The sequence below is a fragment of the Rhodococcus sp. DMU2021 genome (assembly GCF_019641445.1).
Taxonomy (GTDB): domain Bacteria; phylum Actinomycetota; class Actinomycetes; order Mycobacteriales; family Mycobacteriaceae; genus Rhodococcus; species Rhodococcus pyridinivorans.
This window is the reverse complement of the sequence record NZ_JAIFKB010000001.1, coordinates 273,479-300,045: the sequence shown is the minus strand read 5'-3', so window position 1 is coordinate 300,045 and position 26,567 is coordinate 273,479. Positions and strand designations below refer to the sequence as shown.

Sequence of the window (26,567 nt, the reverse complement as noted above, 5' to 3'; positions counted from 1 at the left end):
AGCTGAGGACGATTCAGGACACGAGCGCGCGCACCGACGCCGGAAGATCACGCGTGCGCCGGTAGGGGCCGGCGACGGCGACCGCGAACGGCCGGTGCAGCAGGTCGGCTGCCACGCTGCGCACCTCCTCGGTGGACACCGACGAGATGCGTTCGAGGGTCTCAGTGATGCCCCAGTGCTGCCCGTAGCTCAGTTCGCTGCGGCCGATCCGGTGCATGCGCGCCCCGGTGTCCTCGAGTCCGAGCACGAGACCGCCGCGCAGCGACCCCTTTGCGCGAGCGCATTCCGCGTCGGTGATGCCGTGTTCGGCCACGTCGGTGAGCACCTCACGGACCACCGCGCCGACCTCACCGAGATTGTCGGGCTGGCAGCCCGCGTACACGGAGAAGGCGCCGGTGTCGGCGAAGGTGTCGGTGCCGGAGTACACCGAGTAGGCCAGGCCCCGCTTCTCGCGCACCTCCTGGAACAGGCGCGAACTCAGCCCACCGCCGACGGCTGCGTTGAGCACCGACAGCGCCCAGCGACGCCCGTCGTGCCGACCGAAGGACCGCACGCCGAGCGTCAGGTGCGCCTGCTCGTTGTCGCGCTCGACGATGCTCATCGTCGGTGCAGTGCGCAGTTCGAGCCGTCCGTCGCGGCAGGGCGCGGGGGTGGCCGCGTCGTCCAGGTGACCGGCGAAGGCGCGGCGGACCAGTTCGACGGTGTGCGCGTGGTCGACGTTGCCGGCGACCGCGACGACCATCCGCGGCGGGGTGTAGCGGCGCACATGGAACGAGTGCAACTGGGTCCGGGTCATGGACTCGATCGACTCGACGGATCCGATGATCGGCCGGCCGATGGGGTGATCGCCGTACAGCGCGGTGAGCAGCGAGTCGCCGAGCAGATCCTCCGGATCGTCGTCGCGCATCGCGATCTCCTCGAGCACCACCTGACGCTCGACGTCGACGTCCGCGCTCAGACACCGGCCGCGCAGGACGACGTCTGCGACGACGTCGACGGCGATCGGCAGGTCGTCGTCGAGGACGTGCGCGTAGAAGCAGGTGTGTTCCTTGCTGGTGAACGCGTTGAGCTCTCCCCCGATCCCGTCCATCGTCTCGGCGATGTCGAGAGCGGTACGCGTCGGGGTCGCCTTGAACAGCAGGTGCTCGAGGAAGTGGGCGGCACCTGCGACCGACGGTTGTTCGTCGCGGGATCCGACACCGACCCACACGCCGACGGCCGCCGAGCGCACTCCCGGGACGTGCTCGGTGACGACCCGCACTCCCCCGGGAAGGACCGAGCGGCGGACGCCGGTGGCCGCGACGGGTGCGGGGGTCGAAGCGTCGTTCTTCACGTGGGAACTGGAAGCCATGGGGATCTTCGGTGGTCCTGACAAGGTCGGAGGGCGCGGAACATTTCACAGTACACCGGGACTGTCCCCCACCATCGGTCGCGCTCACCACCCCCGTCGTTGCGGTTGCGAACCCACGAGCCGGCCGGGACGTGCCTCCTCGCGGCTGCGGTAGACGATGTACGGCCGGAACAGGTATCCGACGGGGGCACTGAAGGCGTGGACTAGGCGGGTGAACGGCCATATCGCGAAGAGCACGAGGCCGATCAGCGCGTGCAGCTGGAAGCTGAACGGCGCCTCCACCATCAGGTCGCCGCGGGGTTGCAGGACCCAGATCGACCGGAACCACGGCGAGACGGTCTCCCGGTAGTTGTGTTCCTCGCCCACGACACCCGACCCCATCAGCGTGGTGGCGAGACCCGCCACGATCGCGGCGACGAGCACGACATACATGACCTTGTCGTTGAGAGTGGTGGCGCTGAAGACGGGACCGCTGGTGCGACGGCGATACACGAGCAGGGAGATGCCGACGAGCGTCGAGACACCCGCGATCGTGCCGAGCGTGATGGCCTGCACGTGATAGGCGTGCTGACTCAATCCCACGGCGTCGGTCCACGACTGCGGGATCACCAGGCCGATGACGTGGCCGACGATCACGACCAGGATCCCGAAGTGGAACATGGGGCTCGCGATGCGCAGCAACCGCGCCTCGTACAGCTGGGACGAACGGGTGGTCCATCCGAACTTGTCGTATCGGTACCGCCACCAGGTCCCCACCGCGACGATCGCGAGTGTCACGTACGGCACCACGTCCCAGAAGATCTCTCCTGCACTCATGATTCCGGAACTCCTCGCCGGGGCGGCACCGTCAGGGTGAAGGGCTGCAGACCGATCGACTCGCGGGGCGGTCCCGCCTGCGCGAGGCGCCGGGCCCGTTCCTCGTCCCGGGCGGTGACCGGCGGGAGCGTCGCGCACACGGCCGCGACGACCTGCGCGTACGCCGAGCCGGCCTCGTGCAGGGAGGTGTGCAGCACGTCGAGGGCCACCCGATACCGGGTGAGGAGTTCCTCGCCCACGGCGGGATCCACGGTGGCCGCGAATTCGAGGACGACCGGCAGATGGTCGGGTGATTCGTGGGCGGGCGGCTCGACTCCCGCGGCGCGGTAGGCACTCGCGAAGGCGTGCATCTCGGCGCCGCGATTCCGGGTGTCGCCCGCGGTCCAGTAGGTCAGGTACATCGTCGAGCGTCGCCGCAGGTCGAAGGTCTCGACGTACCGCTGGGCCAGGACGAGCAGATCCGGTTCGTCCAGTGCGCGGACCGCCGTCCCCAGCATGTCCTGCTCGGGACCGGTGATGTGGTCGACGAGCTGCCCGGCGACGTCCAGCCGTCCGGCGTGTCCGGCGTCGGGATAGGCGAGCAGCAGCGACGCGGCCTGACGGACGAGGCGACGGTGCAGGGCGCGAGCGACGCCGGCGCGCCGTGGACGCAGCAGTCTCATTGCTTCTCCCCCCTCGTGTCGTGACCGCCCGGGAACATGCCCGTCGGTACGCCCTTGCCGTCCCAGTTCAGGAGGTTCACCCGCGACGGGTTCGACGCGTTCGCCGCCATCCCCTCACTGGTCTGCCGCTGTGCGAGGGCGTGGAAGGTCTCGACCGCCACCGGGACCGGGACGCCGCTGGCCTCCCCGAACGGACCCGACTCGTACATGCCGGGGCCACCTTCGTAGGACAGCGCGCAGTCCGTCGCCGACTCCTCGAGCCGATGCCCTTCGGCCGCGTAGGCGGTCGGGATGACGTACCGCTCGTCGTACTTGGCGAGCGCGAGGAGCCGGTACATCTCGTAGATCCGTTCCTCGGTCATGCCGACGGCCTCGGGGATCTCGGGGCGGGTCTCGCGGCCGAGATTGATGTCGCGCATGTAGGAGCGCATCGCGGCGAGTCGTCGCAACACCGCCTCGACCGTCGCGGTGTCCCCGGCGGTGAACAGTTCCGCGAGGTACGCGATGGGGATGCGCAGGGCGTCGAGGGCGCCGAACAGGTTGCCGATGTCCTCGCCGTCGTGTCCCTCCCGGCTGACGGCGTCGACGACCGGTGACAGCGGTGGCACGTACCAGACCATCGGCATCGTCCGGTATTCCGGATGCAGCGGCAACGCGACCCGGTACGTGCTGATCAGGTCGTAGACCGGGGACCGTTGCGCGGCCTCGATCCACTCGTCGGAGATGCCCTCGGCGCGGGCGCCGGCGATCACCTCGGGGTCACGGGGGTCGAGCAGCAGGCCGCGTTGCGCCTCGTACAGGTCGGTGTCGTTCTCCACCGATGCCGCCTCCAGGACCCGATCGACGTCGTAGAGGACCAGACCGATGTACCGGAGCCTGCCCACGCACGTCTCCGAACACACGGTCGGCAGCCCCACCTCGACCCGCGGGTAGCAGAAGGTGCACTTCTCGGCCTTCCCGGTCTTGTGGTTGAAGTACACCTTCTTGTACGGGCATCCGGACACGCACATCCGCCAGCCGCGGCACCGGTCCTGGTCGACGAGGACGATGCCGTCCTCCGACCGCTTGTACATCGCGCCGGACGGACACGACGCCACACACGACGGGTTGAGGCAGTGCTCACAGATCCGCGGCAGGTAGAACATGAAGGTCTGCTCGAACTCGAGCTTGATCCGGTCGCCGACCTTCTTCAGGATCGGGTCGTCGGGCACGATCGCCGGTGAGCCACCGAGGTTGTCGTCCCAGTTCGCCGACCATTCCACCTTCATCGGTTCACCGGAGATGAGGCTGCGCGGCGAGGCCACCGGGACGTGGTCGCCGAGCGGGGCGTTCGTCAGGTTGTCGTAGTCGTAGGTCCACGGTTCGTAGTAGTCGTGGATCGACGGCATCTTCGGGTTCGAGAAGATGCGGGCGAGTTTCGCGAGGCGTCCACCGTCGCGGAGACGCAGCCGTCCCTTGGTATCCCGGACCCAGCCACCGCGCCAGCGTTCCTGGTCCTCGTAGGTGCGCGGATAGCCCTGGCCCGGGCGGGTTTCGACGTTGTTGAACCACACGTACTCGGTGCCCGACCGGTTGGTCCACGCCTGTTTGCAGGTCACCGAGCAGGTGTGGCATCCAATGCACTTGTCGAGGTTCATCACCATCGCGAGTTGTGCCATGACCTTCACGATCGCCTCGCTTCCTGCTCACGCATCAGTAGACGACCTCCTGGGATCGGCGACGCACGATCGTCACCTCGTCGCGCTGGTTGCCCGTCGGGCCGAGATAGTTGAACGCGTAGGCCGTCTGCGCGTATCCACCGGCCAGGTGGCTCGGCTTGATGAGGATGCGGGTCAGCGAATTGTGGATGCCGCCGCGGCGTCCGGTGGTCTCGCTGCGCGGGACGTCGATGACGCGGTCCTGGGCGTGGTAGACGAACACCACCCCTTCGGGCATCCGGTGCGAGACGATCGCCCGGCACACCACGACACCGTTGCGGTTGACGGCCTCGACCCAGTCGTTGTCGCTCACCGAGATCTTTGCGGCGTCGGCCGGCGACATCCACATCGTCGGCCCGCCCCGGGACAGCGACAGCATGAACAGGTTGTCCTGATATTCCGAGTGGATCGACCACTTCGAGTGCGGGGTCAGGTATCTCACCGTCAGACCGACACCGTCGCCGGAGCCGACCGCCTGTTCGCCGAACAACCGCGACATGTCGAGTGGGGGCCGGTAGACCGGGAGCTGCTCCCCGAGCTCTTCGAGCCAGTCGTGGTCGACGTAGAAGTGCATCCGGCCCGTCAACGTGTGGAACGGTTTCAGCTCCTCGATGTTCATCGTGAACGGCGCGTACCGGCGACCTCCCGTTTCGCTCCCCGACCATTCCGGGCTCGTGATGACCGGTACGGGACGGGCCTGGGTGTCGGCGTAGGTGATCCGCCGTTCCTCGCTGCCCTCCGCGAGGTGCACGAGTCGCCGTCCGGTGCGTTTCTCCAGTTCACGGAAACCCTCGACGGCGAGCCTGCCGTTGGACGTGCCCGACAGCGCGAGGATCGTGTCGGCCATGCGTTCGGCGGTGGTGATCGCCGGACGTCCCTGTCCGGCACCGGAATCCATCACGCCGAATCTCTGTGCCAGTTCGGCGACCTCACGGTCCGGCCGGGTCACGACGCCCTTGGTGTTCAACCCGAGGGACTCGACGAGCGGACCGAGCGTCGCCCACTTCTCCGCGATCGCACCGTAGTCCCGTTCGACGACGGTGAGCGGACCCATCGTCCTCCCCGGAACCGGCACCTCGCCGGTCGAGCGCCAGTCCCGCTCGGTGCCGGACGGATACGCCATCGCTGCGGGCGTGTCGTGCTGCAGTGTCCCCATCACGATGTCGGTGCGGGTTCCCAGGTGGGTCCGGGCGAGGGTGCTGAAGGTCTGCGCGATGGCGCCGAAAGCGTCGTAGTCCGAACGGGTTTCCCAGGGCGGATCGACCGCTGCGGTGAAGGCGTGGATGTAGGGGTGCATGTCGGTGCTCGACAGGTCGCCCTTCTCGTACCAGGTCGCGGCGGGCAGGACGATGTCGGAGAACAACGTTGTCGAGGTCATGCGGAAGTCGATCGACATGAGCAGGTCGAGTTTTCCTTCGGGCAGGTCGTCGGGCCACGCCACCTCACCGGGCCGCAGGCCGGGGGCGGTCGGCTCGGCCTGCACGTTGGAATCGGTGCCGAGCAGGTGCCGCAGGAAATACTCGTTGCCCTTGCTGGACGAGCCGAGCAGGTTCGACCGCCACACGCTGAGCACGCGCGGCCAGTTCCGCGGGTCGTCGGGGTCGGTCACCGACAGTTTCAGTTCACCCGAGGCGAGTTGCTGCGCGACGTGCTGCGGGATCTCCCGTCCCGCCGCCCGTGCCTGTTCGGCAATCTCGTGGGTGTTGCGGTCGAACTGGGGATAGAAGGGTGTCCAGCCCATGGCGACCGCGGACGCCATGACGTCCATCGTGTGCTTGTCGCGGAAACGACCTCGTCCCAGCGGACTGGCCAGCGCGTCGGCACGGTAACCGTCGTAGCGCCACTGGTCGGTGTGCACGTACCAGTAGGAGGTGCCGGCCATCTGGCGAGGTGGGCGAGACCAGTCCGTCCCCATCGCCATGGCCGCCCATCCCGTGACGGGACGGCACTTCTCCTGGCCGACGTAGTGCGCCCACCCGCCTCCGTTGCGTCCCATGCAGCCGGTGAGCATGAGCAGCGCAAGTACGGCGCGATAGGTCGCGTCGCCGTGGAACCACTGGCAGATGCCGGCCCCCATGATGATCATCGAACGCCCGCCCGACTCCTCGGCGTTGCGGGCGAACTCCGTCGCGATCCGGATCGCCTGGGCCGCGGGCACCCCGGTGAGGGCCTCCTGCCAGGCCGGGGTGTACGGCGAGCCCGGGTCGTCGTACCCGCTCGGCCACTGCCCGGGCAGGTCGAGCTCCGGACGGTTCACCCCGTACTGCGCGAGCATCAGGTCGAAGACGGTGCACACGAGGTGGTCCCCGATCCGACGGACCGGCACGCCCCGTTCGATGCTTTCACCGTGCCCGTCGACGGTGTCGAAGCTCGGCAGGTACACCGCCGCGGTCTCGCCCGCTCCCCCGCCGCCGGGCGCGACCGTCAATGTCGGGACGAGGTCGCCGAGTTCGAGATTCCACTTTCCGATGCCGTCGTCGCCGTAGCGGAAGCCGAGGGAGCCCGGGGGTACGACGACGGTGTCGGTCGCACCGTCGACGAAGACCGGTTTGAAGGCCGCGTTCTCGACGCTGTGCCCGAGATCGGCGGCGGTGAGGTTCTTGCCCGGCACGAGCCTTCCGTCGCGTTCCTCGACCCGCACGAGGAAGGGCAGGTCGGTGTACCGGCGCACGTAGTCGACGAAGAACGGCACGCGCTGCCGCACATAGAACTCGGTGAGGAGCACGTGGCCCATCGCCATCGCCAGGGCACCGTCGGTACCGGCCGCGCACGCCATCCACTCGTCGGCGAACTTGGTGTTGTCGGCGTAGTCCGGACTCACCGAGACGACCTTGGTGCCGCGGTAGCGGACCTCCGTCATCCAGTGCGCGTCCGGGGTGCGGGTGACGGGCACGTTCGAACCCCACATCATCAGGTAGGAGGCGTCCCACCAGTCCCCGGACTCGGGTACGTCGGTCTGATCGCCGAAGACCTGCGGCGACGCCACCGGTAGGTCGGCGTACCAGTCGTAGAACGACGTCATCACGCCGCCGAGCAGTTCGACGAACCGGGATCCGGCGGCGAAGGAGACCATCGACATGGCGGGGATCGGCGAGAAGCCGGCCACCCGGTCGGCTCCGTACTCCTTGATGGTGTGGACGTGCGCGGCGGCGATCATCTCGGTGGCCTCGGCCCACGTGACGCGCACCAGTCCGCCCTTGCCGCGGGCACGCTGGTAGCGGCGGCGCCGTTCGGGATCGTTCTGGACGTCGGCCCAGGCGAGCACCGGATCGCCGAGTCGCTGCCGCGCCTCCCGGTACATCTCGACGAGCAGCCCGCGCGCGTACGGATAGCGCACGCGCGTCGGCGAGTAGGTGTACCAGGAGAAGGCCGCGCCGCGCGGGCATCCGCGCGGTTCGTACTCGGGACGGTCGGGACCGACTGTCGGATAGTCGGTTTCCTGGGTCTCCCAGGTGATGATGCCGTCCTTGACGTAGATCTTCCACGAGCACGAGCCGGTGCAGTTCACCCCGTGGGTCGAGCGGACGACCTTGTCGTGGCTCCAGCGGTCCCGGTAGAAGATGTCGCCCTCGCGGCCACCGCGCCGCGTGACCGTGCGTGTGTCGTCGGACTGCTCGCCGGAGGTGAAGAACCGTCCGCTGCGCACGAGCAGTTCCTCGATCCGGTTCCCGACTCCGGCGGTGTCCGTCACGGCTTCTCCTCACGTACGTCGCGGGTTCCGGATCGTGCGACAGGGGGCGGTTCGTGGGCGTGCAGCCGAAATGCGGTGTAGAACAGGCACACCAGTGCCGTCGCCGCGAGCAGGAGCAGACCGACGGTGTAGTCGTTGCCTTCGGCGTCGTAGGTCGCGCCCATCACCAGTGGCGGGAAGTAGCCGCCGAGCCCACCGGCAGCGGCGACGATGCCGGTGACACTGCCCACTGTGTGCGCCGGGGCGCGGCGCGCCACCCACGCGAAGACACCGCCGGTGCCGATGCCGAGGAAGATCGCCATTGTGATGAACGTCAGCGCCGACCACAGGTCGGGCGGGGGCTGGAAGGTCGCGATCACCGCCATCACGGCGGTGCCGGTGAACGAGGCCAGGACCACGTATTTCGGCGGCACCCGGTCCGACAGCGCTCCGCCCACGGGCCGGGCGAGGACCGCGGCGAGCGCGAAACCCGCCGTGCGCGTACCGGCGTCGACGGCGGAGAAGCCGTAGATCGTCTTGATGTAGGTGGGCAGATAGTTGCTGAACGCCACGAATCCGCCGAACACGACCGCGTACAGGAACGACATCTCCCAGGTCACACCGAGTTTCGCCGCGGCTGTCAGTTTGGGCAGCACCGGGTCGGTGTTGGGACGGAAATCGGGAGCATTGCGCATCATCAGGATGCACACCACGGCGGTCACGGCGAGGGCGGCCGCCACGACGATGTGGGTGGGCACCAGCCCGAACCAGTTCACGAAACGCGGGGTGAAGAAGGCCGACAGGGCCGTGCCCACCATGCCCGCCCCGAACACGCCGGTCGCGAAGCCGCGGCGGGCGGGTTCGTACCAGTTGTTGGCGAACGGGATCCCGACCGCGAAGATCGTGCCGGCGATGCCGAGGAAGAACCCGCAGACCAGGAGCAGCGGATAGGAGCCGGCCTCGGCGGCGAATCCGACCGCGACGACGGGAACGATCGACGACAGCGAGACGGCGATGAACATCGCCCGTCCGCCGTACCGGTCCGTCATCGCCCCGACCGCGATGCGACCGAGGGAGCCCACGAGGATCGGCGTGGCCACCAGCATCGACGCTTCCGTGCTGCTGAGCGACATGTCGGTGGCGTAGGTCGTCGACAGCGGCCCGATCATGTTCCAGGCCCAGAAGTTGATGGCGGACACCCAGGTTGCCAGAGCCAGATTCGCTCCGCGCAACCTCCCGAGATCCGCCTGCGTGTCCGTTCTCACATACTCAGGGAACCATTCCCGGGCGCGGTCCGGACCCGGTTCGGCGGAACCTCACCCGGATGACGTCCGGCCGTTGCACCCCGGTAACCATGGTCTGCCGGAAACGACGCACCCGTGGTGCCCGACCGGATGTCGGGCGCCACGGGTGCGGGGTTCACGCGCCCACCGGGAACCGGCAGGCGGGTGGGTGATCAGGACTCGGCGTTCTCGCCGGTCGCAGCGGCCTCGGCCGACTCGTCCTCGACGGGGACGAGGCTGATCTTGCCGCGGTTGTCGATGTCGGCGATCTCGACGCGGATCTTCGAACCGACGTTCACGACGTCCTCGACCTTGGCGATGCGCTTGCCGTTGCCGAGCTTGCTGATGTGCACCAGGCCGTCGCGGCCGGGGAGCAGGGAGACGAACGCTCCGAACGCCGTGGTCTTGACCACGGTGCCGAGGAAGCGCTCGCCGACCTTCGGCAGCTGCGGGTTGGCGATGGCGTTGATCTTGTCGATCGCGGCCTGCGCGGACGGGCCGTCCGCTGCACCGACGTAGACGGTGCCGTCATCTTCGATGGAGATGTTGGCGCCGGTCTCCTCGGTGATCGAGTTGATCATCTTGCCCTTGGGGCCGATGACCTCACCGATCTTGTCCACCGGGACCTTGATGGTGGTGATTCGCGGAGCGAATTCGCTCATCTCGTCGGGCGTGTCGATGGCCTCGGCCATGACCTCGAGGATCGTGGCGCGGGCATCGTGGGCCTGCGAGAGCGCACCGGCGAGGACCTGCGACGGGATACCGTCGAGCTTGGTGTCGAGCTGCAGGGCGGTCACGAAGTCCTTCGTGCCGGCGACCTTGAAGTCCATGTCGCCGAACGCGTCCTCCGCACCGAGGATGTCGGTGAGGGCGACGTAGCGGGTCTCGCGGGTGCCGTCCTCGAGCTCGACCTCGTCGGAGACCAGGCCCATGGCGATACCGGCGACCGGGGCCTTGAGCGGCACACCGGCGTTGAGCATCGATAGCGTCGAGGCGCAGACCGAACCCATGGACGTCGAGCCGTTCGAGCCGAGGGCCTCGGAGACCTGACGGATGGCGTAGGGGAACTCCTCCTGGCTCGGCAGAACCGGGATGAGCGCGCGCTCTGCGAGGGCACCGTGGCCGATCTCGCGACGCTTCGGCGAGCCGACACGACCGGTCTCACCGGTGGAGTACGGCGGGAAGTTGTAGTGGTGCATGTAGCGCTTGCTGGTCTCGGGACCGAGCGAGTCGACCTGCTGCGCCATCTTCACCATGTCGAGCGTGGTGACACCCATGATCTGGGTCTCGCCGCGCTCGAACAGCGCCGAACCGTGGGCGCGGGGAACGACCGCGACCTCGGCGGAGAGGGCACGGATGTCGGTGACACCGCGGCCGTCGATGCGGAACTGGTCGCGCAGGATGCGCTGGCGCACGAGCTTCTTGGTCAATGAGCGGAAGGCAGCGCCGATCTCCTTCTCGCGACCCTCGAAGTTCGGAGCGACCTGCTCGAGCACCTCGACCTTGATCTCGTCGGTGCGGTCGTCGCGCTCCTGCTTGCCGGCGATGGTGAGCGCCTCGGCGAGCTTCTCCGACGCGGCGGACTCGACCGCGGTGTAGACGTCGTCCTGGTAGGGCGGGAACAGCGGGAACTCACCGGTGGGCTTCGCGGAGGCGGCGGCGAGCTGCTGCTGCGCGATGCACAGGCGGGCGATGAACGGCTTCGCCGCCTCGAGGCCCTCGGCCACGACGGACTCGGTGGGCGCCTGGGCGCCACCGTCGACGAGCGCGATGACGTTCTCGGTCGCCTCGGCCTCGACCATCATGATCGCGACGTCCGCGGTGTCGGGGTTGTCTCCCCCACCGACAATGCGACCGGCGACGACCATGTCGAAGACGGCGTTCTCGAGCTGCTCGACGGTCGGGAACGCGACCCACTGGCCCGACTTGTTGTCGTCGGAGACGATGAGCGCGACACGCACGCCACCGACCGGGCCGGAGAACGGCAGGCCGGCGAGCTGGGTGGAGGCCGACGCGGCGTTGATCGCGACGACGTCGTAGAGGTCGTTCGGGTTCAGGCTCAGAACCGTGACGACGACCTGGATCTCGTTGCGCAGACCGTCGACGAAGGACGGGCGCAGCGGCCGGTCGATCAGACGGCAGGTCAGGATCGCGTCGGTGGAGGGGCGTCCCTCACGACGGAAGAACGAGCCGGGGATGCGACCCGCGGCGTACATGCGCTCCTCGACGTCCACCGTCAACGGGAAGAAGTCGAACTGGTCCTTGGGCTGCTTCGAGGCGCTGGTGGCCGAGAGCAGCATGGTCTCGTCGTCGAGATAGGCGACGACCGAACCGGCGGCCTGGCGTGCGAGGCGGCCGGTCTCGAAACGGATGGTGCGGGTGCCGTAGGCACCGTTGTCGAGCGTTGCGGTGGTCTCGTAGACCCCTTCGTCGATCTCGACTGCGGTAGTGCTTGTCATCTGTATGTCTTCTCTTCCCTCTTCGTCTTCGCCGTACCCGCGCGGGCGCCGCGACCCCCGTGGCCACGGCTGCGCACCGACTCACGGAGGCGGTCGTCGATCGAAACCCTCCGGCGGATTCGGGATACGACACCCGACGGGACCGGAAGGTCACTACCGAGGACCGACACCGTCGGTGCATACGGATCATCACCATTGGAGGCGATGGAAGTCGCCGGCCGAACCGGCACAAACACCGACAGCCAACGAGGCCCAGTGTAGTGGGTACCCCGTCGGCTGCCGGAAAAGATCAGCGAATGCAGATCAGGTCGTGTCCTGTCCGCGTCAGCGACGCAGACCCAGACGCTGGATGAGCGAGCGGTAACGCTCGACGTCGACCTTCTCGACGTACTTCAGCAGGCGGCGACGACGACCGACCAGCAGCAGCAGGCCGCGGCGGGAGTGGTGGTCGTGCTTGTGCTGCTTGAGGTGCTCGGTGAGGTCCACGATGCGCTTGGTGAGCAGTGCCACCTGCGCCTCGGGGGAGCCGGTGTCGGTCTCGTGGAGGCCGTACTCGCCGAGGATCTGCTTCTTCTGTTCGGTGGTCAGAGCCACTGGGTCACTCCTGTACAACTGACGTCCGCGTGACGGTAGACGGACCGGAGTCCGCCCGGTACGGCCACCGCGAACCGCAGCGCGCACCGACGGTCCAGCCTATCAGAGCCGACTTCTGCCGCCGAACCACGATCGGGTTCAGCGCCGGCCGGCACCCGCGCGGCCCACCGCGGCCGACACCTCGGCGAAAACCTGGTCGAGCAACTCGACGTACCGGTCGATGTCGCGGTCGGGACGGAGGTCGTCCCGCGCCGGGGCCAGGACGGTGACCGCCGAGCGCCACGGGCACCGCCGCGTACTCCGAGGGCAGATCCTCCCCGCGCTCGCGGTAGTAGCGCTCCATCGCGAGCGACACCGTCGTCGACGGCGAGGTCGGCCTTCACCCAGTAGGGATAGTCCAGTGAGCCCGGCGCGTCGGCGATCCGACGTGCCAGAGCACTGACCAGGTGCATGCGGGAGGCGAAGAACGACAGAATCGACTCACGGTCCGGGGTGCGCCCCCGGTCCTCGGAGAAGACGGCGGACAAGACCTTTTTCGTACCGAACTCGCAGTTTCGTTCGTTCGGACGACACCGGACGGTCGACGGACACCCACGTCATTCGAGAGTCGGTGTCACTCGAAGTCGGTGTCACTCGAAGTCGGTGTCACTCGAAGTCGGTGTCACTGGGGAGTCTTCGTGAGAACCTCTCGCGCCCGTTCGGCGTCGCGGTGCATCGCGGAGATCAACGCTTCCACGGAATCGAACTTCTCCATGCCCCGCAGCCGCTCGACGAAGTCGACCGCCACGTGCTGGCCGTAGAGATCGGCCTTCTCGTCGAGGACGAACGCCTCCACGGTGCGCTTGCGTCCGGAGAAGGTCGGATTGGTGCCCACCGAGACGGCTGCGAGGTAGCGCTGACCAGCTGTGAGTCCCTCGACGGGAGAACCGGAGTCGAGCACCGTGAACCAGGCCGCGTACACGCCGTCGGCGGGGATCGCCGCGTAGATCGGCGGTGCGACGTTGGCGGTCGGGAATCCGAGTCCTCGACCGCGACCGTCGCCGTGCACGACCACGCCTTCGACCCGGTGCGGGCGACCGAGTGCGTCCGCGGCCGCAACGACGTCCCCGGCGTCGACGCACGAACGAATGTAGGTCGACGAGAACGTCACGGCGTGCTCGGCGACCAGCGTGAGCCCCTGCACCGCGAACCCGAAACGCTCACCGATCGAGCGCAGCATGTCGACGGTGCCGGCCGCCTTCTTTCCGAAGGTGAAGTTCTCCCCCACGACCACCTCGGCCACGTGCAGTCGCTCGACGAGGATCTCGTGGGCGTACCGCTCCGGCGAGAGCTTCATGAATTCCGGGGTGAACGGCATGACGCAGAAAACGTCGATACCGAGTTCCTCGGCGAGCTCGGCGCGTCGCGCGAGGGTGGTCAGCTGCGCCGGGTGGCTGCCCGGGCGGACCACTTCCATGGGGTGGGGATCGAAGGTCATGAGCACGGCGGCCACACCGCGTGCCCGCGCGGCCTCGACGGCACGCGCTATGAGCTGCTGATGGCCGCGGTGTACGCCGTCGAACACGCCGATCGTGAGTACACACCGACCCCAGTCCGCAGGAATTTCGTCCAGACCTCGCCATCTCTGCACATCGGCAGCCTACGGCCCGTGAGCGGGTCGGGCACGCCCGGATGGCTCCCGGAGCGCCCCACATGACGGTGACGGCTCGGCGAATGCATAATTTCGGTGTGCCGAACTTTTCGTCGAGAGCCCACAGAACACGGTCCGTATCCTTCCGTGCCGGTCGCATGATCGCCGCCTTCGCGGCCACGGCCTGCGCCGCCGCCCTCGCGGCATGTTCGACCACCGGTTCCGCCGACGATCGGCCCCTGGTCCTGACCACCTTCACCGTCCTCGCCGACATGGCGCGCAACGTCGGCGGCGACCACGTGCGGGTCGAGTCCATCACCAAGCCCGGCGCCGAGGTCCACGGCTACGAGCCCACGCCGGGCGACCTGCGGTTCGCGACCGAGGCCGACCTCGTCCTCGACAACGGACTCGGTCTCGAGCGGTGGTTCGAACAGTTCGTCGCCGATGTCGACGCCGAGCACGTGGTCGTGAGCGAGGGTGTGGACCCACTGCCGATCGGTGAGGGCGCGACGACGGGTCCCTACAACCCCCACGCCTGGATGTCCCCGCTCGCCGCCCGCGTCTACGTCGACAACATCGCCGCGGCACTGGCCGACCTCGCCCCCGAGCACGCGGACGACTTCGCGGCCCGCGCCGAGGCGTACAAGGCCGAACTCGACGGTCTCCACACCGAACTCGTCACCGCCCTCGACAGCGTGCCCGCCGACCGGCGCGCACTCGTCACCTGTGAGGGCGCGTTCAGCTATCTCGCGCGCGACGCCGGGCTGCAGGAGGCCTATCTGTGGCCGGTGAACTCCGACCAGCAGGGCACCCCGCAGCAGATCGCCCGGACCGTCGATTTCGTGCGCACCAACGAGGTTCCGGCGGTGTTCTGCGAATCGACCGTCTCGGACAAGGCGCAACGGCAGGTCGCGGCCGATACCGGAACGGAATTCGGCGGAATCCTCTACGTCGATTCGCTCTCCGAGGCGGACGGTCCCGTCCCCACCTACCTCGATCTGCTCCGATACGACATCGACGTCATCACGACGGGACTGAGGCCATGACTTCGACACTCGACACACCGGCACTGTTCGTCGACGACGTGACGGTGCGCTACGACACCGTCCTGGCCCTGCAGAACGTCACCCTGAAACTCGCACCCGGCCGCGTCTGCGGACTCGTGGGAACCAACGGCTCGGGTAAGTCGACGCTGTTCAAGACGATCATGGGTCTCGTGCGACCCACCTCAGGTCGCGTCACCATCGGCGGGACGACCACCGCCGTGGCGCGTCGCCGCACGCAGGTCGCCTACGTGCCGCAGTCCGAGGCCGTCGACTGGAACTTCCCGATCGGCGTGCGCGACGTCGTCATGACGGCCCGCTACGGCCACCAGGGCTTCCTGCGCCGCCCGCGCCCCGCCGACCACGAGGCCGTCGACGCCGCGCTCGAACGCGTGGGCATGACCGCGTTGTCCGGCCGGCAGATCGGGCAGCTTTCGGGCGGCCAGCGCAAGCGTGTCTTCGTGGCACGGGCGATCGCGCAGGGCTCGCCGCTGCTGCTGCTCGACGAGCCGTTCGCGGGGGTCGACACCACCACCGAGCACGCGCTGACCGGCGTCATCCGCGAACTGGCGGCGAGCGGCCACGCGATCCTCGTCGCCACCCACGATCTTGCAGGTCTGGCGCAACTGTGCGACGAGGCGGTACTGCTGCAGCGGCGCGTGCTCGTGCACGGCTCCCCCGAGGAGGTCCTCCTCCCGGAGAACCTCGCCCGCGCCTTCGGCGCTCCCCCACCTGCGAACGGTGGACGAGCCGAGGACGTCGCACGGGAGACATACGCACAGGAGGCCGGACGATGATCGACGTGCTGATCGAACCCCTGCAGTACGGCTTCATGCAGCGCGCGCTGCTCGTCGCGGTCGCCGCGACGATCGTGTGCGCGCTGCTCAGCTGCTGGCTCGTGCTCATCGGCTGGTCGCTGATGGGCGACGCGGTCTCGCACGCCGTGCTGCCCGGTGTCGTCCTCGCCTATCTGGTGGGGGTGCCGTTCGCGCTCGGAGCCCTCGTCTTCGCCGGCATCGCCGTCGCGTTGATCTGGCTCGTCCGCGGCACGAGCCGCGTCAAGGAGGACGCCACCATCGGCATCGTCTTCACGACACTGTTCGCCCTGGGCGTGGTGCTGATCTCGAAGAACCCGAGCCAGATCGACCTGCACCACGTGCTGTTCGGAAACCTGCTCGGGCTCGCGACGGGCGACGTCTGGCAGGTGTCGATCCTGGCGGCCGTCGTGCTGGCCGTCCTCGTCGCGAAGCGCCGCGATCTGACGCTGTTCGCCTTCGACCGCGTCCAGGCGCACACCCTCGGCCTGTCCCCCGCCGCGCTGTCGGCGTTGCTGTTGTCGCTGCTCGCGGTGACGATCGTCAGCGCGCTCCAGGCGGTCGGCGTGATCCTCGTCGTCGCGATGCTCATCATCCCCGGCGCGACCGCCTATCTGCTCACCGACCGGATGGCCCGGATGCTGGTGATCGCACCGGTACTCGCAGTGATCGCCTCGGTGGTCGGTGTGTACACGAGCTACTACACCGACGCCGCGACCGGCGGCGTGGTGGTGCTCGCCCAGGCCGTGGTCTTCACCCTCGCGTACCTGTTCGCTCCGCGTCAGGGTGTCGTCACCCGGCTCGTGATGCGTCGCCGCGCGCCGGAGGGCGAAAGGACCAGCGAGCCGACGGAGAGCGTGATTCCCGGGTGACGGTTACCTAAGCTGGACGCGTGCCTGAGAGTAACGAGACCACCGCGACCGAGCTGCTGTCCTCGGTCGCACAGGACTATCTCAAGATCATGTGGACGGTCCAGGAGTGGTCCGGGGAGAAGATCTCCACCAAGCTGCTCGCCGAGAAGCTGGGCGTGTCGGCGTCCACGGTGTCCGAAGCGGTACGCCGCCTCGCGGACCAGGGACTCGTCGACCACGAGCGCTACGGCGCGATCTCCCTCACCGACGAGGGCCGGCAGGCCGCCGTGGCGATGGTCCGGCGCCACCGCCTCATCGAGACCTTCCTGGTCCGCGAGCTCGGCTACGGGTGGGACGAAGTGCACGACGAGGCCGAGATCCTCGAGCACGCCGTCTCCGAACGGATGGTCGCAGCGATCGACACCAAACTCGGTCATCCCGAACGCGACCCGCACGGCGACCCGATCCCGGCGCCCGACGGCACGATCCCGTCACCACCCGCCCGCGCCCTGAGCGAGTTCAACGACGGCGACCACGGCCGCGTGGCCCGCATCTCCGACTCCGACCCCGCGATGCTGCGCTACTTCGACGAGGTCGGGATCGCCCTCGACACCGACATCACCGTGCTCGAACGTCGCGACTTCGCCGGAACCATCTCGGTCCGGTTGGGCCGGACCGAGGGCCGCACGATCGATCTCGGTCACCCGGCGGCGGAAGCGATCTGGCTCGTCTGAGCCGGCTGCGATCCGGCCCGTCCGAGCCCGCTCACATGTTGGAGGGGCGCACCACGAACACCGCCGCAGCCCGCTTGCCCTTCTCCTGCAGCAGCGCTGCAGCCCGACCCTGCGCATCCACGGCGCCGTAGACGCCGTGGATCCCGACGGGCTCTAGCCAGCGCCCGTTCGCGAGCAGCCCCACCTCCTCGTCGCTGATGGTGCGGCACTCGAAGGCCGTGCGCACGGCCGCGTCGATGTCGAGGCTCGGCGTCGGGTCGTCGGCGAGCTGTTCGAGCGTGCGGGCATGTTCGAGGCCGAACGGGCCGACCTTCGTGCGACGCAGCGCCGTGAGATGACCGCCCACTCCGAGGGCCGCGCCGAGATCGCGTGCGAGCGCCCGAATGTAGGTGCCGGACGAGCAGTCCACGTCGACGTCGACGTCCACGAAGCCGCTCCCGGGCACATCGCGGCGGGCGAGGACGTCGAACCGCGAGACCGTGACCGGCCGGGCCTTCAACTCGACCGCCTCCCCCTCGCGCATGCGGGCGTAGGCGCGCTTGCCGTCGATCTTGATGGCGCTGACGCTGGCGGGCACCTGCTGGATGTCGCCTGTCAGCGCGGCCACGCCCTCGCCGATCTGCTCGTCGGTCACGTGCGTCGCATCGGTGGTCGCGACGGTCTCGCCTTCCGCGTCGTCCGTGACGGTGCTCTGCCCGAGACGGATCGTCGCGGTGTACGACTTGGTCGTCAGTGCGAGCAGCCCGAGCAGCTTGGTGGCGCGCTCGACGCCGAGGACGAGCACGCCCGTCGCCATGGGGTCGAGAGTGCCCGCGTGCCCGACCTTGCGGGTGCCGAGCAGTCGGCGGCAGCGCGCCACCACGTCGTGGCTCGTCATGCCGGCCGGCTTGTCGACGACGAGCAGGCCTGCGCGGGCGAGTGCCGGATGTTCCTGCGGGGGTGCGGCGTCGTTCATCAGCGCACCGTGATCGCGGTGAGGACGAGACCGTCGGCGATGAGCCACCGTCCGTCGAAGCCCGTCAGCGGCTGCCCGTCGAGGGTGTCGCCGGGGACGAGCAGTCGCGAGTGGAAGGTGCCGGTGACCACGTCCGAGGTGGTGTCGCGCTCGAAGGTGATGTGGGCGTCCTCGAAGCCCAGCCACCTCTTCGTCAGCGGGAACCACGCCTTGTAGGTGGCCTCCTTGGCGCAGAACAGCAGACGGTCCCAGTGCAGGTCGTCGCCGGCCGAGGCGAGCCACTCGCGTTCGGGTTCGAGGCTCACCGCGGGCAGCACCCCGTCGGGGAGCACGTCGTGCGGTTCGGCGTCGATGCCGAGCGATCGGATCTGCAGCGAATAGCCCAGCACGGCACCGCGATAGCCGTCGCAGTGGGTGAGGCTGCCGACGACGCCGCGAGGCCAGACGGGATCGCCCATCTCTCCGCGCAGTACCGGCGCGGGGTCGACGCCGAGGGTGCGCATGGCCTGGCGGGCGCAATGACGGGCACCGGCGAACTCGCGGCGCCGCTTCTCCACGGCCCGCGCCACGAGCGGCTCCTCCTGGGGATGCGGCCGCAGTCCCGGTGGGTCCTCGAACAACTCGGCTGCAGCGACGCCGTCCGGCACGATGCGCCCGATCAGCGCGCCGCGCGTGTCCGTCTTCTGCCCGGTGTCCGGTTCGGTCACCGCAACTCCTTCTCTCGTTGAGCCCGCATCTTCTCGGCCTCGGCTTCCATCTCGGGGGTCACGGTGAAATGACCGCCCCACTTGTTCAGGCTGCCCGGCGGATACTCCGGGACGGGGAGGATCTGCCGCAGGGGCTGCTCCGGCATGCCGCGTCGCTGCCATTCGCGCGGGTAGCCGACCGAGACCTCCTCGAAGCGCACCCCGTCGTAGTAGGTGGTCCGCGGGATATGCAGGTGGCCGTACACGCTGCACAGCGCCCGGTAGCGCAGGTGCCAGTCGGCCGTCTCGGTGGTACCGCACCACAGGGCGAACTCGGGGTAGAACAGCATCCGCGTGGGTTCGCGCACCAGCGGGAAGTGGTTGATCAGCACGGTGGGCAGGGCGGGGTCGAGCGCGTCGAGACGGGCGCGGGTCTGATCCACGCGTACCCGGCACCAGGTGTCGCGCGTGATGTACGGATCCGGCTTCAGCAGGAACTCGTCGGTCGCGACGACGTTGCGTTCGCGCGCCAGCGCGAGCCCGTCCGCCTTCGTCGTGGTGCCCTCCGGCAGGAACGAGTAGTCGTAGAGCAGGAACATCGGCACGAGCACCACCGGCCCGTCCTCGCCCTCCCAGATCGGATACGGATCCTCAGGGGTGAGCACGTCGAGTTCGCGGCACATAGTGACGAGATAGTCGTAGCGCGCGACCCCGAACATCTGCACCGGGTCCTTGGCGGTCGTCCACAGTTCGTGGTTGCCGGGCACCCAGATCACCTTCGCGAACCGGCTGCGGAGCAGCGACAGCGCCCACCGGATGTCGTCGGTCTTCTCCGACACGTCGCCCGCGACGATCAACCAGTCGTCGGGCGACTCCGGATACAGGTCCTCGGTGACCGGCCGGTTGCCCCGATGGCCCACATGGATGTCGCTGATCGCCCACAGCTTCGCTGCCACGCACTAACCTCCCGACTCGTCCTGGATGCACACCTGCCGGTCCGCGCCCGTCACCGCCCATCGTCCCGAGAGCGTGCGCCACACGACGGCGATCATCCGGAACACGATGAACACCGTAAGCCCCGTCCAGATACCCGCCAGACCCCAGTCGTACGCGAGCGACAACCAGATCAACGGCAGGAAGCCGAACAGCGCCGAGGCCAGCGTCGCGGTGCGCAGGAAGGCGGCGTCCCCCGCACCGAGGAGAACACCGTCGAGTGCGAAGACGATTCCCGCGAACGGCATGATCGCGACGAAGAACCACCACGCGACGCCGATCTGGTCGAGCACCTCGGTATCGGTGGTGAACAGATCAGGAATCACATCCTTCCCCGCCACGAAGACCGCCGCGAGGACGACGGCGAAGACCACCGACCACGCCGACAACCGCCACGCCAGGCGAGTCGCGCCCCGGCGGTCGGCCGCACCGAGCGCGGCGCCGACGAGGGCCTGCGCGGCGATCGCCAGCGAGTCCAGGGTGAGGGTCACGAAGGTCCACAGTTGCAGCACGACCTGATGACCGGCCACCGCGGCCGCACCGAAGCGCGACGCCACCGCCGCCGCGGACAGGAAGCAGGCCTGGAATGCGAGGCTGCGCGCGATCAGGTCACGTCCGAGCCGCAACTGTGCCCCGATCACGGCGGGTCGCGGTCGCAGCGGAACCCCGGACCGCAGCAGCGCCACGACGAACAGGACGGCCGTCACGGACTGCCCGATCACGTTGGCGATGGCGGAACCGACGAGTTCCCACCGGGGAGCGCCCAGCAGTCCGTGGACCAGTACCGGGCACAGCACCGCCGACAGGCCGAGGCCGGCGATGACGAATCGCAGCGGCCGCATCGTGTCCTGGACGCCGCGCATCCAACCGTTCCCGGCCAGGCCGACGAGGATCGGGGGAGCCCCGAACAGCGCGACGCGCAGCCACGAGACGGCGGCGTCGGCGATCTCGGCATCGCCGGCGAGCAGCCGCGCGACGGGGCCGGCCAGCGCCTGGCCGACGAGCAGGATCGCAAGTCCGACGATCATCGCGAGCCAGGTCGCCTGCACGCCCTCGCCGACAGCGTCGTCGTGCCGGTCCGCACCGTGGAAACGCGCCGCGCGCGCGGTGGTGCCGTACGACAGGAAGGTGAGCTGGGTGCTCACCTGCGCGAGGATCAACCCGCCGATCGCGAGACCGGCCAGGGGCAGCGCCCCCAGCCGGCCGACGACGGCGATGTCGAACAGCAGGTAGAGCGGTTCGGCCGCGAGCACCCCGAGGGCGGGAAGGACGAGCCCGAGGATCCGCCGTCCGGTGACGTCGGAAGCGTGTGAGCCGCCGGGCGTCTCAGAGGCGCGTAAGCCGCCGGGCGTCTCAGAGGCGCGTGAGCCGCCGGGCGTCTCAGAGGCGGGCGACCCGCCGGACGCAGTCAACCGAGCACGCCGCGTAGGGCGGCGACGATCCGATCGGTGTCGCCGTGGGCGGTGTATCCCGCCGCCAGGCGGTGTCCTCCGCCGCCGAGTGCGGTGGCGACGGCGGACACGTCCACCGAGGTCTTCGCGCGCAGCGAGACGGTCCACTCCTCGGGAGCGACCTCCTTGAACACCGCGGCGACCTCGGCCTCGGCGGTGGTGCGCACGATGTCGATGACGCTCTCGACCTCCTCCGGACCGAGATGCGCGGAGTCGGCGCGCCGGACGAAGGCGTAGACCAGTCCCCTGCCCTGAGCAGCGTCGCGTTCGAGTGTGGCGGTGGCCAGCACCGACGACAGCATCGGCAACCACCCGAAGGGATGGGTGTCGAGCAGGGCCCGCGTGATCGACGTGCCGTCGATACCGGTGGCGAGCAGGCGCTCGGCAAGTCCGTGGGCCTGCGGGCGACCCCAGCGGAACGATCCGGTGTCGGTCACCAGTCCCGCGTACAGGCAGTGCGCGAGTGCGGCGTCGATCTCGACACCCCACACGTCGAAGAGGTCGGCGAGCACCATCGCGGTGGCCTCGGACTCCGGGTCGACGAGGTTGTGGGTGCCGAACCGCGTGTTGGACAGGTGGTGGTCGATCACCAGGACGTTCGGGGCGGTCTTCAGACGGTCGCGCAGGACACCGAGACGGCCCGCGGTACCGCAGTCGACGGTCACCACGAGATCGGCCTCACGGCGTACCTCCGCGACCGGCGTGACCAGGTGTGCGCCCGGCAGCGACCGCATCGAGTCCGGCATGTTCGCGGGCGAACCGAACGCGACCTGCACGGTGACACCGCGTCGCTCGAGCGCCAGCCCGAGGGCCAGCCCGCTGCCGAGGGTGTCGGCGTCGGGGTTGATGTGGCACAGCACCGTCACGGTGGCCGCCGCGTCGAGCAGTGCGGCGGCACCGTGCAGGTCGACGGATCCTGCCGGGCCGGACGGGACGCCGGCATCGTCCCGGTGCGACGGGACCACCGGAGGAGTCGGGTCGGGCACCGGTGCGTTATTCGTCGTCGTCACCGGCGTCGCGCTCACGGGATTCCTTGTAGGGATCGGCATCGCCGGCCGGAACGGCGCCCTCACGGGCGCGTGCGACCTCGTCGTCGGCCGCGCGAGCGCGCGCGAGGAGTTCCTCCATGTGCCGTGCCGTGTCGGGCACGGTGTCGGTGACGAACGTCAGCGTCGGGGTGAACCGCACACCGGTGCCGGCGCCGACCTTCGAGCGGAGCACGCCCTTGGCCTTCTCGAGGCCGGCAGCAGCGGCCTCGTGATCGGGTTCGGTGTTCAGATCCGCGCCCCGGACCGTGTAGTAGACGGTGGCGTCGTGCAGATCCGCGGTGACCTTCGCGTCGGTGATCGTCACGAACTCGAGGCGCGGATCCTTGATCTCGAGGTCGATGGCGGTGGCCACGATGGTGGCAATGCGCTTCGCGAGTCGGCGAGCCCGTGCTGGATCGGCCATGTCGTTCGTTCCCTTCTGTAGCCGCCGGCAGGCGGCCTGTCGTGCGGCCGGGATCAGTCCTCGGGCCCGTACAGCCTGCGTCTGACCGACAGCAGGTCGAGTTCGGGCCGCTGGGCGACCAGCCGCTCACACTTGTCCAGTATCTCTCCGACGTGCGCGAGGTCGGGGGCGACGACCGCCACACCCACCTGCGCCCGGCGGTACAGATCGTGTTCCCCGGTTTCGGCGGCGGACACCCCGAGCCGGCGCAGTTCTGCGACCACCGGACGGATCGCCGATCTCTTCTGCTTGAGCGAATGCACGTCGCCGAGCAGCAGGTCGAGTTCGAGTGCTCCCAGATACATTCGCTTCTCTCCTCGAGGACACTCCGGTCGGCCGTCCGGTCGGCTCCGTGCCGGCCGGGTCGGGCGTCCCGACACACCCGTGGCGGCGAACGACGAATCGTTCACCGCCACGGGTGCGGGTGGATCAGTCGCGCGGCTTCTCGCGCAACTCGTACGCCTCGATCACGTCGCCGACCTTGATGTCGGAGTAGGTGATCGTCAAACCGCACTCGAAGCCCTCGCGGACCTCGGTGACGTCGTCCTTCTCGCGGCGCAGCGACGAGATGGTGACCGTCTCGGCCACGACGTTGCTGTCGCGGATGAGGCGGGCCTTCGCGTTGCGCTTGACGATGCCGGACTGCACGAGGCAACCCGCGATGTTGCCGACCTTCGACGACTTGAAGATCGCGCGGATCTCGGCGCGGCCGAGCTCGACCTCCTCGTAGATCGGCTTGAGCATGCCCTTGAGGGCCTTCTCCACCTCGTCGATCGCCTGGTAGATGACCGAGTAGTAGCGGATGTCGACACCCTCGCGGTTCGCGAGCTCGGTGGCCTTGCCCTCGGCGCGGACGTTGAAGCCGATGATCACGGCGTTCGACGCGGCAGCGAGGTTGACGTTGGTCTCGGTGACGCCACCGACACCGCGGTCGATGACCCGCAGGCGCACCTCGTCGTCGATCTCGATACCCATGAGCGCCTCTTCGAGGGCCTCGACGGTACCCGAGTTGTCGCCCTTGAGGATGAGGTTGAGCTCGTTGTGCTCCTTGAGAGCGGCATCGAGATCCTCGAGGCTGATGCGCTTACGGCTACGTGCTGCGAGCGCGTTGCGCTTGCGGGCATTACGCCGGTCGGCGATCTGACGCGCGATGCGGTCCTCTTCGACGACGACGAGGTTGTCCCCGGCGCCGGGCACCGACGTGAAGCCGACGACCTGGACCGGACGCGAAGGCAGTGCCTCGAGCACGTCCTCGCCGTGTTCGTCGACCATGCGGCGCACGCGGCCGTAGGCGTCGCCGGCGACGATCGAGTCGCCGACCCGCAGAGTGCCGCGCTGGATGAGCACCGTGGCCACCGGACCGCGACCGCGGTCGAGGTGCGCCTCGATGGCGACGCCCTGCGCCTCCATGTCCGGGTTGGCCCGCAGATCGAGCGCTGCGTCGGCGGTGAGCAGCACCGCTTCGAGCAGCTGGTCGATGTTGAGGTTCTGCTTCGCGGAGATGTCGACGAACATGGTGTCGCCGCCGTACTCCTCCGCCACCAGCCCGTACTCGGTGAGCTGCTGACGGATCTTCTGAGGGTTCGCACCCTCCTTGTCGATCTTGTTCACCGCGACCACGATCGGGACATCGGCGGCCTGTGCGTGGTTGATCGCCTCCACCGTCTGCGGCATGACGCCGTCGTCGGCTGCGACCACGAGGATCGCGATGTCCGTCGCCTTCGCGCCGCGGGCACGCATCGCGGTGAACGCCTCGTGACCCGGGGTGTCGATGAAGGTGATCAGGCGATCTTCACCGTTGAGGTGCGTCATCACCTGGTAGGCACCGATGTGCTGGGTGATGCCACCGGCCTCACCCTCGCCGACGTTCTCCTTCCGGATCGTGTCGAGCAGGCGGGTCTTGCCGTGGTCGACGTGACCCATGACGGTGACCACCGGCGGACGCTGCTGGAGGTCTTCCTCGCCGCCCTCGTCCTCGCCGTACTGGATGTCGAACGACTCGAGCAGCTCGCGGTCCTCATCCTCGGGCGAGACGACCTGCACGACGTAGTTCATCTCCGAGCCGAGCAGCTCGAGGATGTCGTCGTTCACCGACTGAGTGGCCGTGACCATCTCACCGAGGTTGAACAGCGCCTGCACCAGGGCCGACGGGTTCGCGTCGATCTTCTCGGCGAAGTCGGACAGCGATGCGCCGCGAGCGAGACGGATGGTCTCGCCGTTGCCACGCGGCAACCGCACGCCGCCGACCGACGGCGCCTGCATCGAATCGTATTCCTGCCGCTTCTGCCGCTTCGACTTACGACCACGACGCGGAGCGCCACCGGGACGACCGAACGCGCCGGCTGCACCGCCGCGACCGCGTCCACCGCCACCGCCACCGGGGCGACCGCGGAAACCACCGGGAGCACCTGCACCTGCAGGTGCGCCGCCACCGGCACCGCCACCGCGGTAGCCGCCGCCACCGCCACCGGGACGTCCACCGGGAGCTCCGCCCGGACGACCCGGACGACCGGATGCGGCCGGACGCGCAGCACGCTGCGGCATCGCACCCGGGTTGGGACGCGGGGGCATCGAACCCGGGGACGGACGGGGACCGCCCTGTCCGGGCGCGGGGCGGGGACCGCCCTGTCCGGGAGCCGGACGCGGACCGGCCTGGCCGGGTCCGGGACGCGGGCCACCGGGGCCTGCTGCGGGACGTCCCTGTCCGGGCGTGGGGCGGGGGCCGCCCTGTCCGGGGGTAGGACGCGGTCCGCCCGGGCCGGGGCGCGGGGCACCCGGACGCGGAGCGGGACGCTCGGCCGGAGCCGAGGAGTACGGGTTGTTACCGACGCGCGGGGTCTTCGGACCCGGACGCGGACCGGCCGGCTTGGGGCCGGGCTTGGCCGCGGGAGCCTGCGGCGTCGCGCTGGGAGCCTGAGCAGCCGGGGACTGCGGTGCCGCCTGGGCAGCGGGGGCCTGCGGCGCGGGAGCCGCGGGCTCCTCCGGTGCCGGAGCGGGCTTGGGAGCAGCCGGCTTCGGTGCGCCGGGCTTCGGACGCGCGGTCTCGGCCGCGGGGGCCGGGCTCGCAGGGGTGGGCCGGGGACCCGGCCGGGGGGCACCGGGCTTCGGTGCGGGGTTGGGTGCAGCCTTCGCGGCTGCATCGCCTTCGGTCTTACCGAACGATTCGCGCAGTCGACGCGCGACCGGCGGTTCGACGGTCGACGACGCGGACTTGACGAACTCGCCCTGTTCCTTCAGGCGTGCGAGTAGTTCCTTGCTGGTGACACCGAGTTCTTTCGCCAACTCGTGCACGCGGGCCTTGCCTGCCACTGCTCTCCTCACTGATGAGGTCGAGCGGCCGACTGCCCGCACGACCTCGGGTTATCTCCGATGGACGTTCATCGCTG

21 protein-coding genes are annotated in these 26,567 nt (G+C 69.0%); 4 read left to right on the top strand and 17 right to left on the bottom strand.

The window, feature by feature from the left end; all coding sequences use genetic code 11:
- Window positions 1–13: 13 nt before the first annotated feature.
- The 9 genes from K3M35_RS01390 to K3M35_RS01350 all read right to left on the bottom strand — a co-directional run bounded on the left by K3M35_RS01390 (window position 14) and on the right by K3M35_RS01350 (window position 14,162).
- Window positions 14–1,351, bottom strand: a complete 1,338-nt coding sequence (locus tag K3M35_RS01390) for a pitrilysin family protein (RefSeq protein ID WP_088898230.1) — start codon at window positions 1,349–1,351, stop codon at window positions 14–16.
- Between the two features lie 84 nt (window positions 1,352–1,435).
- Complete coding sequence (narI, locus tag K3M35_RS01385) at window positions 1,436–2,167, bottom strand: respiratory nitrate reductase subunit gamma (RefSeq protein WP_064060418.1); 732 nt, start codon at window positions 2,165–2,167, stop codon at window positions 1,436–1,438.
- Window positions 2,164–2,829 carry a nitrate reductase molybdenum cofactor assembly chaperone gene (narJ, locus tag K3M35_RS01380; protein ID WP_220665894.1) on the bottom strand — a complete coding sequence of 222 codons (666 nt, stop codon included), beginning with the start codon at window positions 2,827–2,829 and terminating at the stop codon, window positions 2,164–2,166. Before narJ ends, narI begins: the two co-directional genes overlap by 4 nt.
- Window positions 2,826–4,496 (bottom strand): nitrate reductase subunit beta, encoded by a 1,671-nt coding sequence (narH, locus tag K3M35_RS01375; protein WP_064060416.1) that lies wholly within the window; start codon window positions 4,494–4,496, stop codon window positions 2,826–2,828. The genes narJ and narH overlap by 4 nt, the downstream gene beginning before the upstream one ends.
- A 25-nt stretch (window positions 4,497–4,521) precedes the next feature.
- Window positions 4,522–8,217: a nitrate reductase subunit alpha gene (locus tag K3M35_RS01370; RefSeq protein WP_220665893.1), complete on the bottom strand. Its 3,696-nt coding sequence runs from the start codon at window positions 8,215–8,217 to the stop codon at window positions 4,522–4,524.
- Entirely contained in the window at window positions 8,214–9,461 is a 1,248-nt protein-coding gene (locus tag K3M35_RS01365; RefSeq protein WP_160875927.1) for a NarK/NasA family nitrate transporter, read from the bottom strand. Before K3M35_RS01365 ends, K3M35_RS01370 begins: the two co-directional genes overlap by 4 nt.
- Window positions 9,462–9,652: 191 nt before the next feature.
- On the bottom strand, window positions 9,653–11,938 hold the full coding sequence (locus K3M35_RS01360) for a polyribonucleotide nucleotidyltransferase (protein ID WP_033096524.1): 2,286 nt from the start codon (window positions 11,936–11,938) through the stop codon (window positions 9,653–9,655).
- 324 nt (window positions 11,939–12,262) lie between these two features.
- On the bottom strand, window positions 12,263–12,532 hold the full coding sequence (gene rpsO / locus K3M35_RS01355; protein ID WP_006551263.1) for a 30S ribosomal protein S15: 270 nt from the start codon (window positions 12,530–12,532) through the stop codon (window positions 12,263–12,265).
- 661 nt (window positions 12,533–13,193) lie between these two features.
- On the bottom strand, window positions 13,194–14,162 hold the full coding sequence (locus tag K3M35_RS01350) for a bifunctional riboflavin kinase/FAD synthetase (RefSeq protein WP_006551264.1): 969 nt from the start codon (window positions 14,160–14,162) through the stop codon (window positions 13,194–13,196).
- Between the two features lie 158 nt (window positions 14,163–14,320).
- Between K3M35_RS01350 and K3M35_RS01345 the strand changes: the two genes are divergently transcribed.
- The 4 genes from K3M35_RS01345 to K3M35_RS01330 are packed head-to-tail and all read left to right on the top strand — an operon-like array spanning window position 14,321 to window position 17,605.
- The gene (locus tag K3M35_RS01345; RefSeq protein WP_220665892.1) at window positions 14,321–15,208 is read left to right on the top strand and encodes a metal ABC transporter substrate-binding protein; all 888 of its coding nucleotides are present in this window, start codon (window positions 14,321–14,323) and stop codon (window positions 15,206–15,208) included.
- Window positions 15,205–16,002, top strand: coding sequence for a metal ABC transporter ATP-binding protein (locus K3M35_RS01340; RefSeq protein WP_220665891.1), 798 nt, complete (start codon window positions 15,205–15,207; stop codon window positions 16,000–16,002). Before K3M35_RS01345 ends, K3M35_RS01340 begins: the two co-directional genes overlap by 4 nt.
- Window positions 15,999–16,892: a metal ABC transporter permease gene (locus tag K3M35_RS01335; RefSeq protein ID WP_006551267.1), complete on the top strand. Its 894-nt coding sequence runs from the start codon at window positions 15,999–16,001 to the stop codon at window positions 16,890–16,892. The genes K3M35_RS01340 and K3M35_RS01335 overlap by 4 nt, the downstream gene beginning before the upstream one ends.
- A gap of 20 nt (window positions 16,893–16,912) precedes the next feature.
- Window positions 16,913–17,605 (top strand): metal-dependent transcriptional regulator, encoded by a 693-nt coding sequence (locus K3M35_RS01330; protein ID WP_006551268.1) that lies wholly within the window; start codon window positions 16,913–16,915, stop codon window positions 17,603–17,605.
- 31 nt (window positions 17,606–17,636) lie between these two features.
- Here K3M35_RS01330 and truB read toward each other — a convergent pair whose 3' ends face one another.
- The 8 genes from truB to infB form a co-directional block, all read right to left on the bottom strand.
- Window positions 17,637–18,560, bottom strand: coding sequence for a tRNA pseudouridine(55) synthase TruB (gene truB / locus K3M35_RS01325; RefSeq protein WP_019289147.1), 924 nt, complete (start codon window positions 18,558–18,560; stop codon window positions 17,637–17,639).
- Entirely contained in the window at window positions 18,560–19,222 is a 663-nt protein-coding gene (gene npt / locus K3M35_RS01320; protein WP_033096709.1) for a 4'-phosphopantetheinyl transferase Npt, read from the bottom strand. The genes truB and npt overlap by 1 nt, the downstream gene beginning before the upstream one ends.
- Before the next feature lie 41 nt (window positions 19,223–19,263).
- The gene (locus K3M35_RS01315) at window positions 19,264–20,202 is read right to left on the bottom strand and encodes a metallophosphoesterase (protein ID WP_006551271.1); all 939 of its coding nucleotides are present in this window, start codon (window positions 20,200–20,202) and stop codon (window positions 19,264–19,266) included.
- A 3-nt stretch (window positions 20,203–20,205) separates the two neighbouring features.
- Window positions 20,206–21,522 carry an MATE family efflux transporter gene (locus tag K3M35_RS01310; protein ID WP_220665967.1) on the bottom strand — a complete coding sequence of 439 codons (1,317 nt, stop codon included), beginning with the start codon at window positions 21,520–21,522 and terminating at the stop codon, window positions 20,206–20,208.
- A 125-nt stretch (window positions 21,523–21,647) separates the two neighbouring features.
- Complete coding sequence (locus K3M35_RS01305) at window positions 21,648–22,655, bottom strand: bifunctional oligoribonuclease/PAP phosphatase NrnA (protein WP_052227384.1); 1,008 nt, start codon at window positions 22,653–22,655, stop codon at window positions 21,648–21,650.
- 28 nt (window positions 22,656–22,683) lie between these two features.
- Window positions 22,684–23,142 carry a 30S ribosome-binding factor RbfA gene (gene rbfA / locus K3M35_RS01300; protein WP_006551274.1) on the bottom strand — a complete coding sequence of 153 codons (459 nt, stop codon included), beginning with the start codon at window positions 23,140–23,142 and terminating at the stop codon, window positions 22,684–22,686.
- Between the two features lie 53 nt (window positions 23,143–23,195).
- Window positions 23,196–23,486, bottom strand: a complete 291-nt coding sequence (locus K3M35_RS01295) for a DUF503 domain-containing protein (RefSeq protein ID WP_006551275.1) — start codon at window positions 23,484–23,486, stop codon at window positions 23,196–23,198.
- A gap of 124 nt (window positions 23,487–23,610) precedes the next feature.
- A complete protein-coding gene (gene infB, locus K3M35_RS01290; RefSeq protein WP_024100657.1) occupies window positions 23,611–26,490 on the bottom strand; it encodes a translation initiation factor IF-2 in 2,880 nt (959 codons plus the stop codon).
- Between the last annotated feature and the right edge of the window lie 77 nt (window positions 26,491–26,567).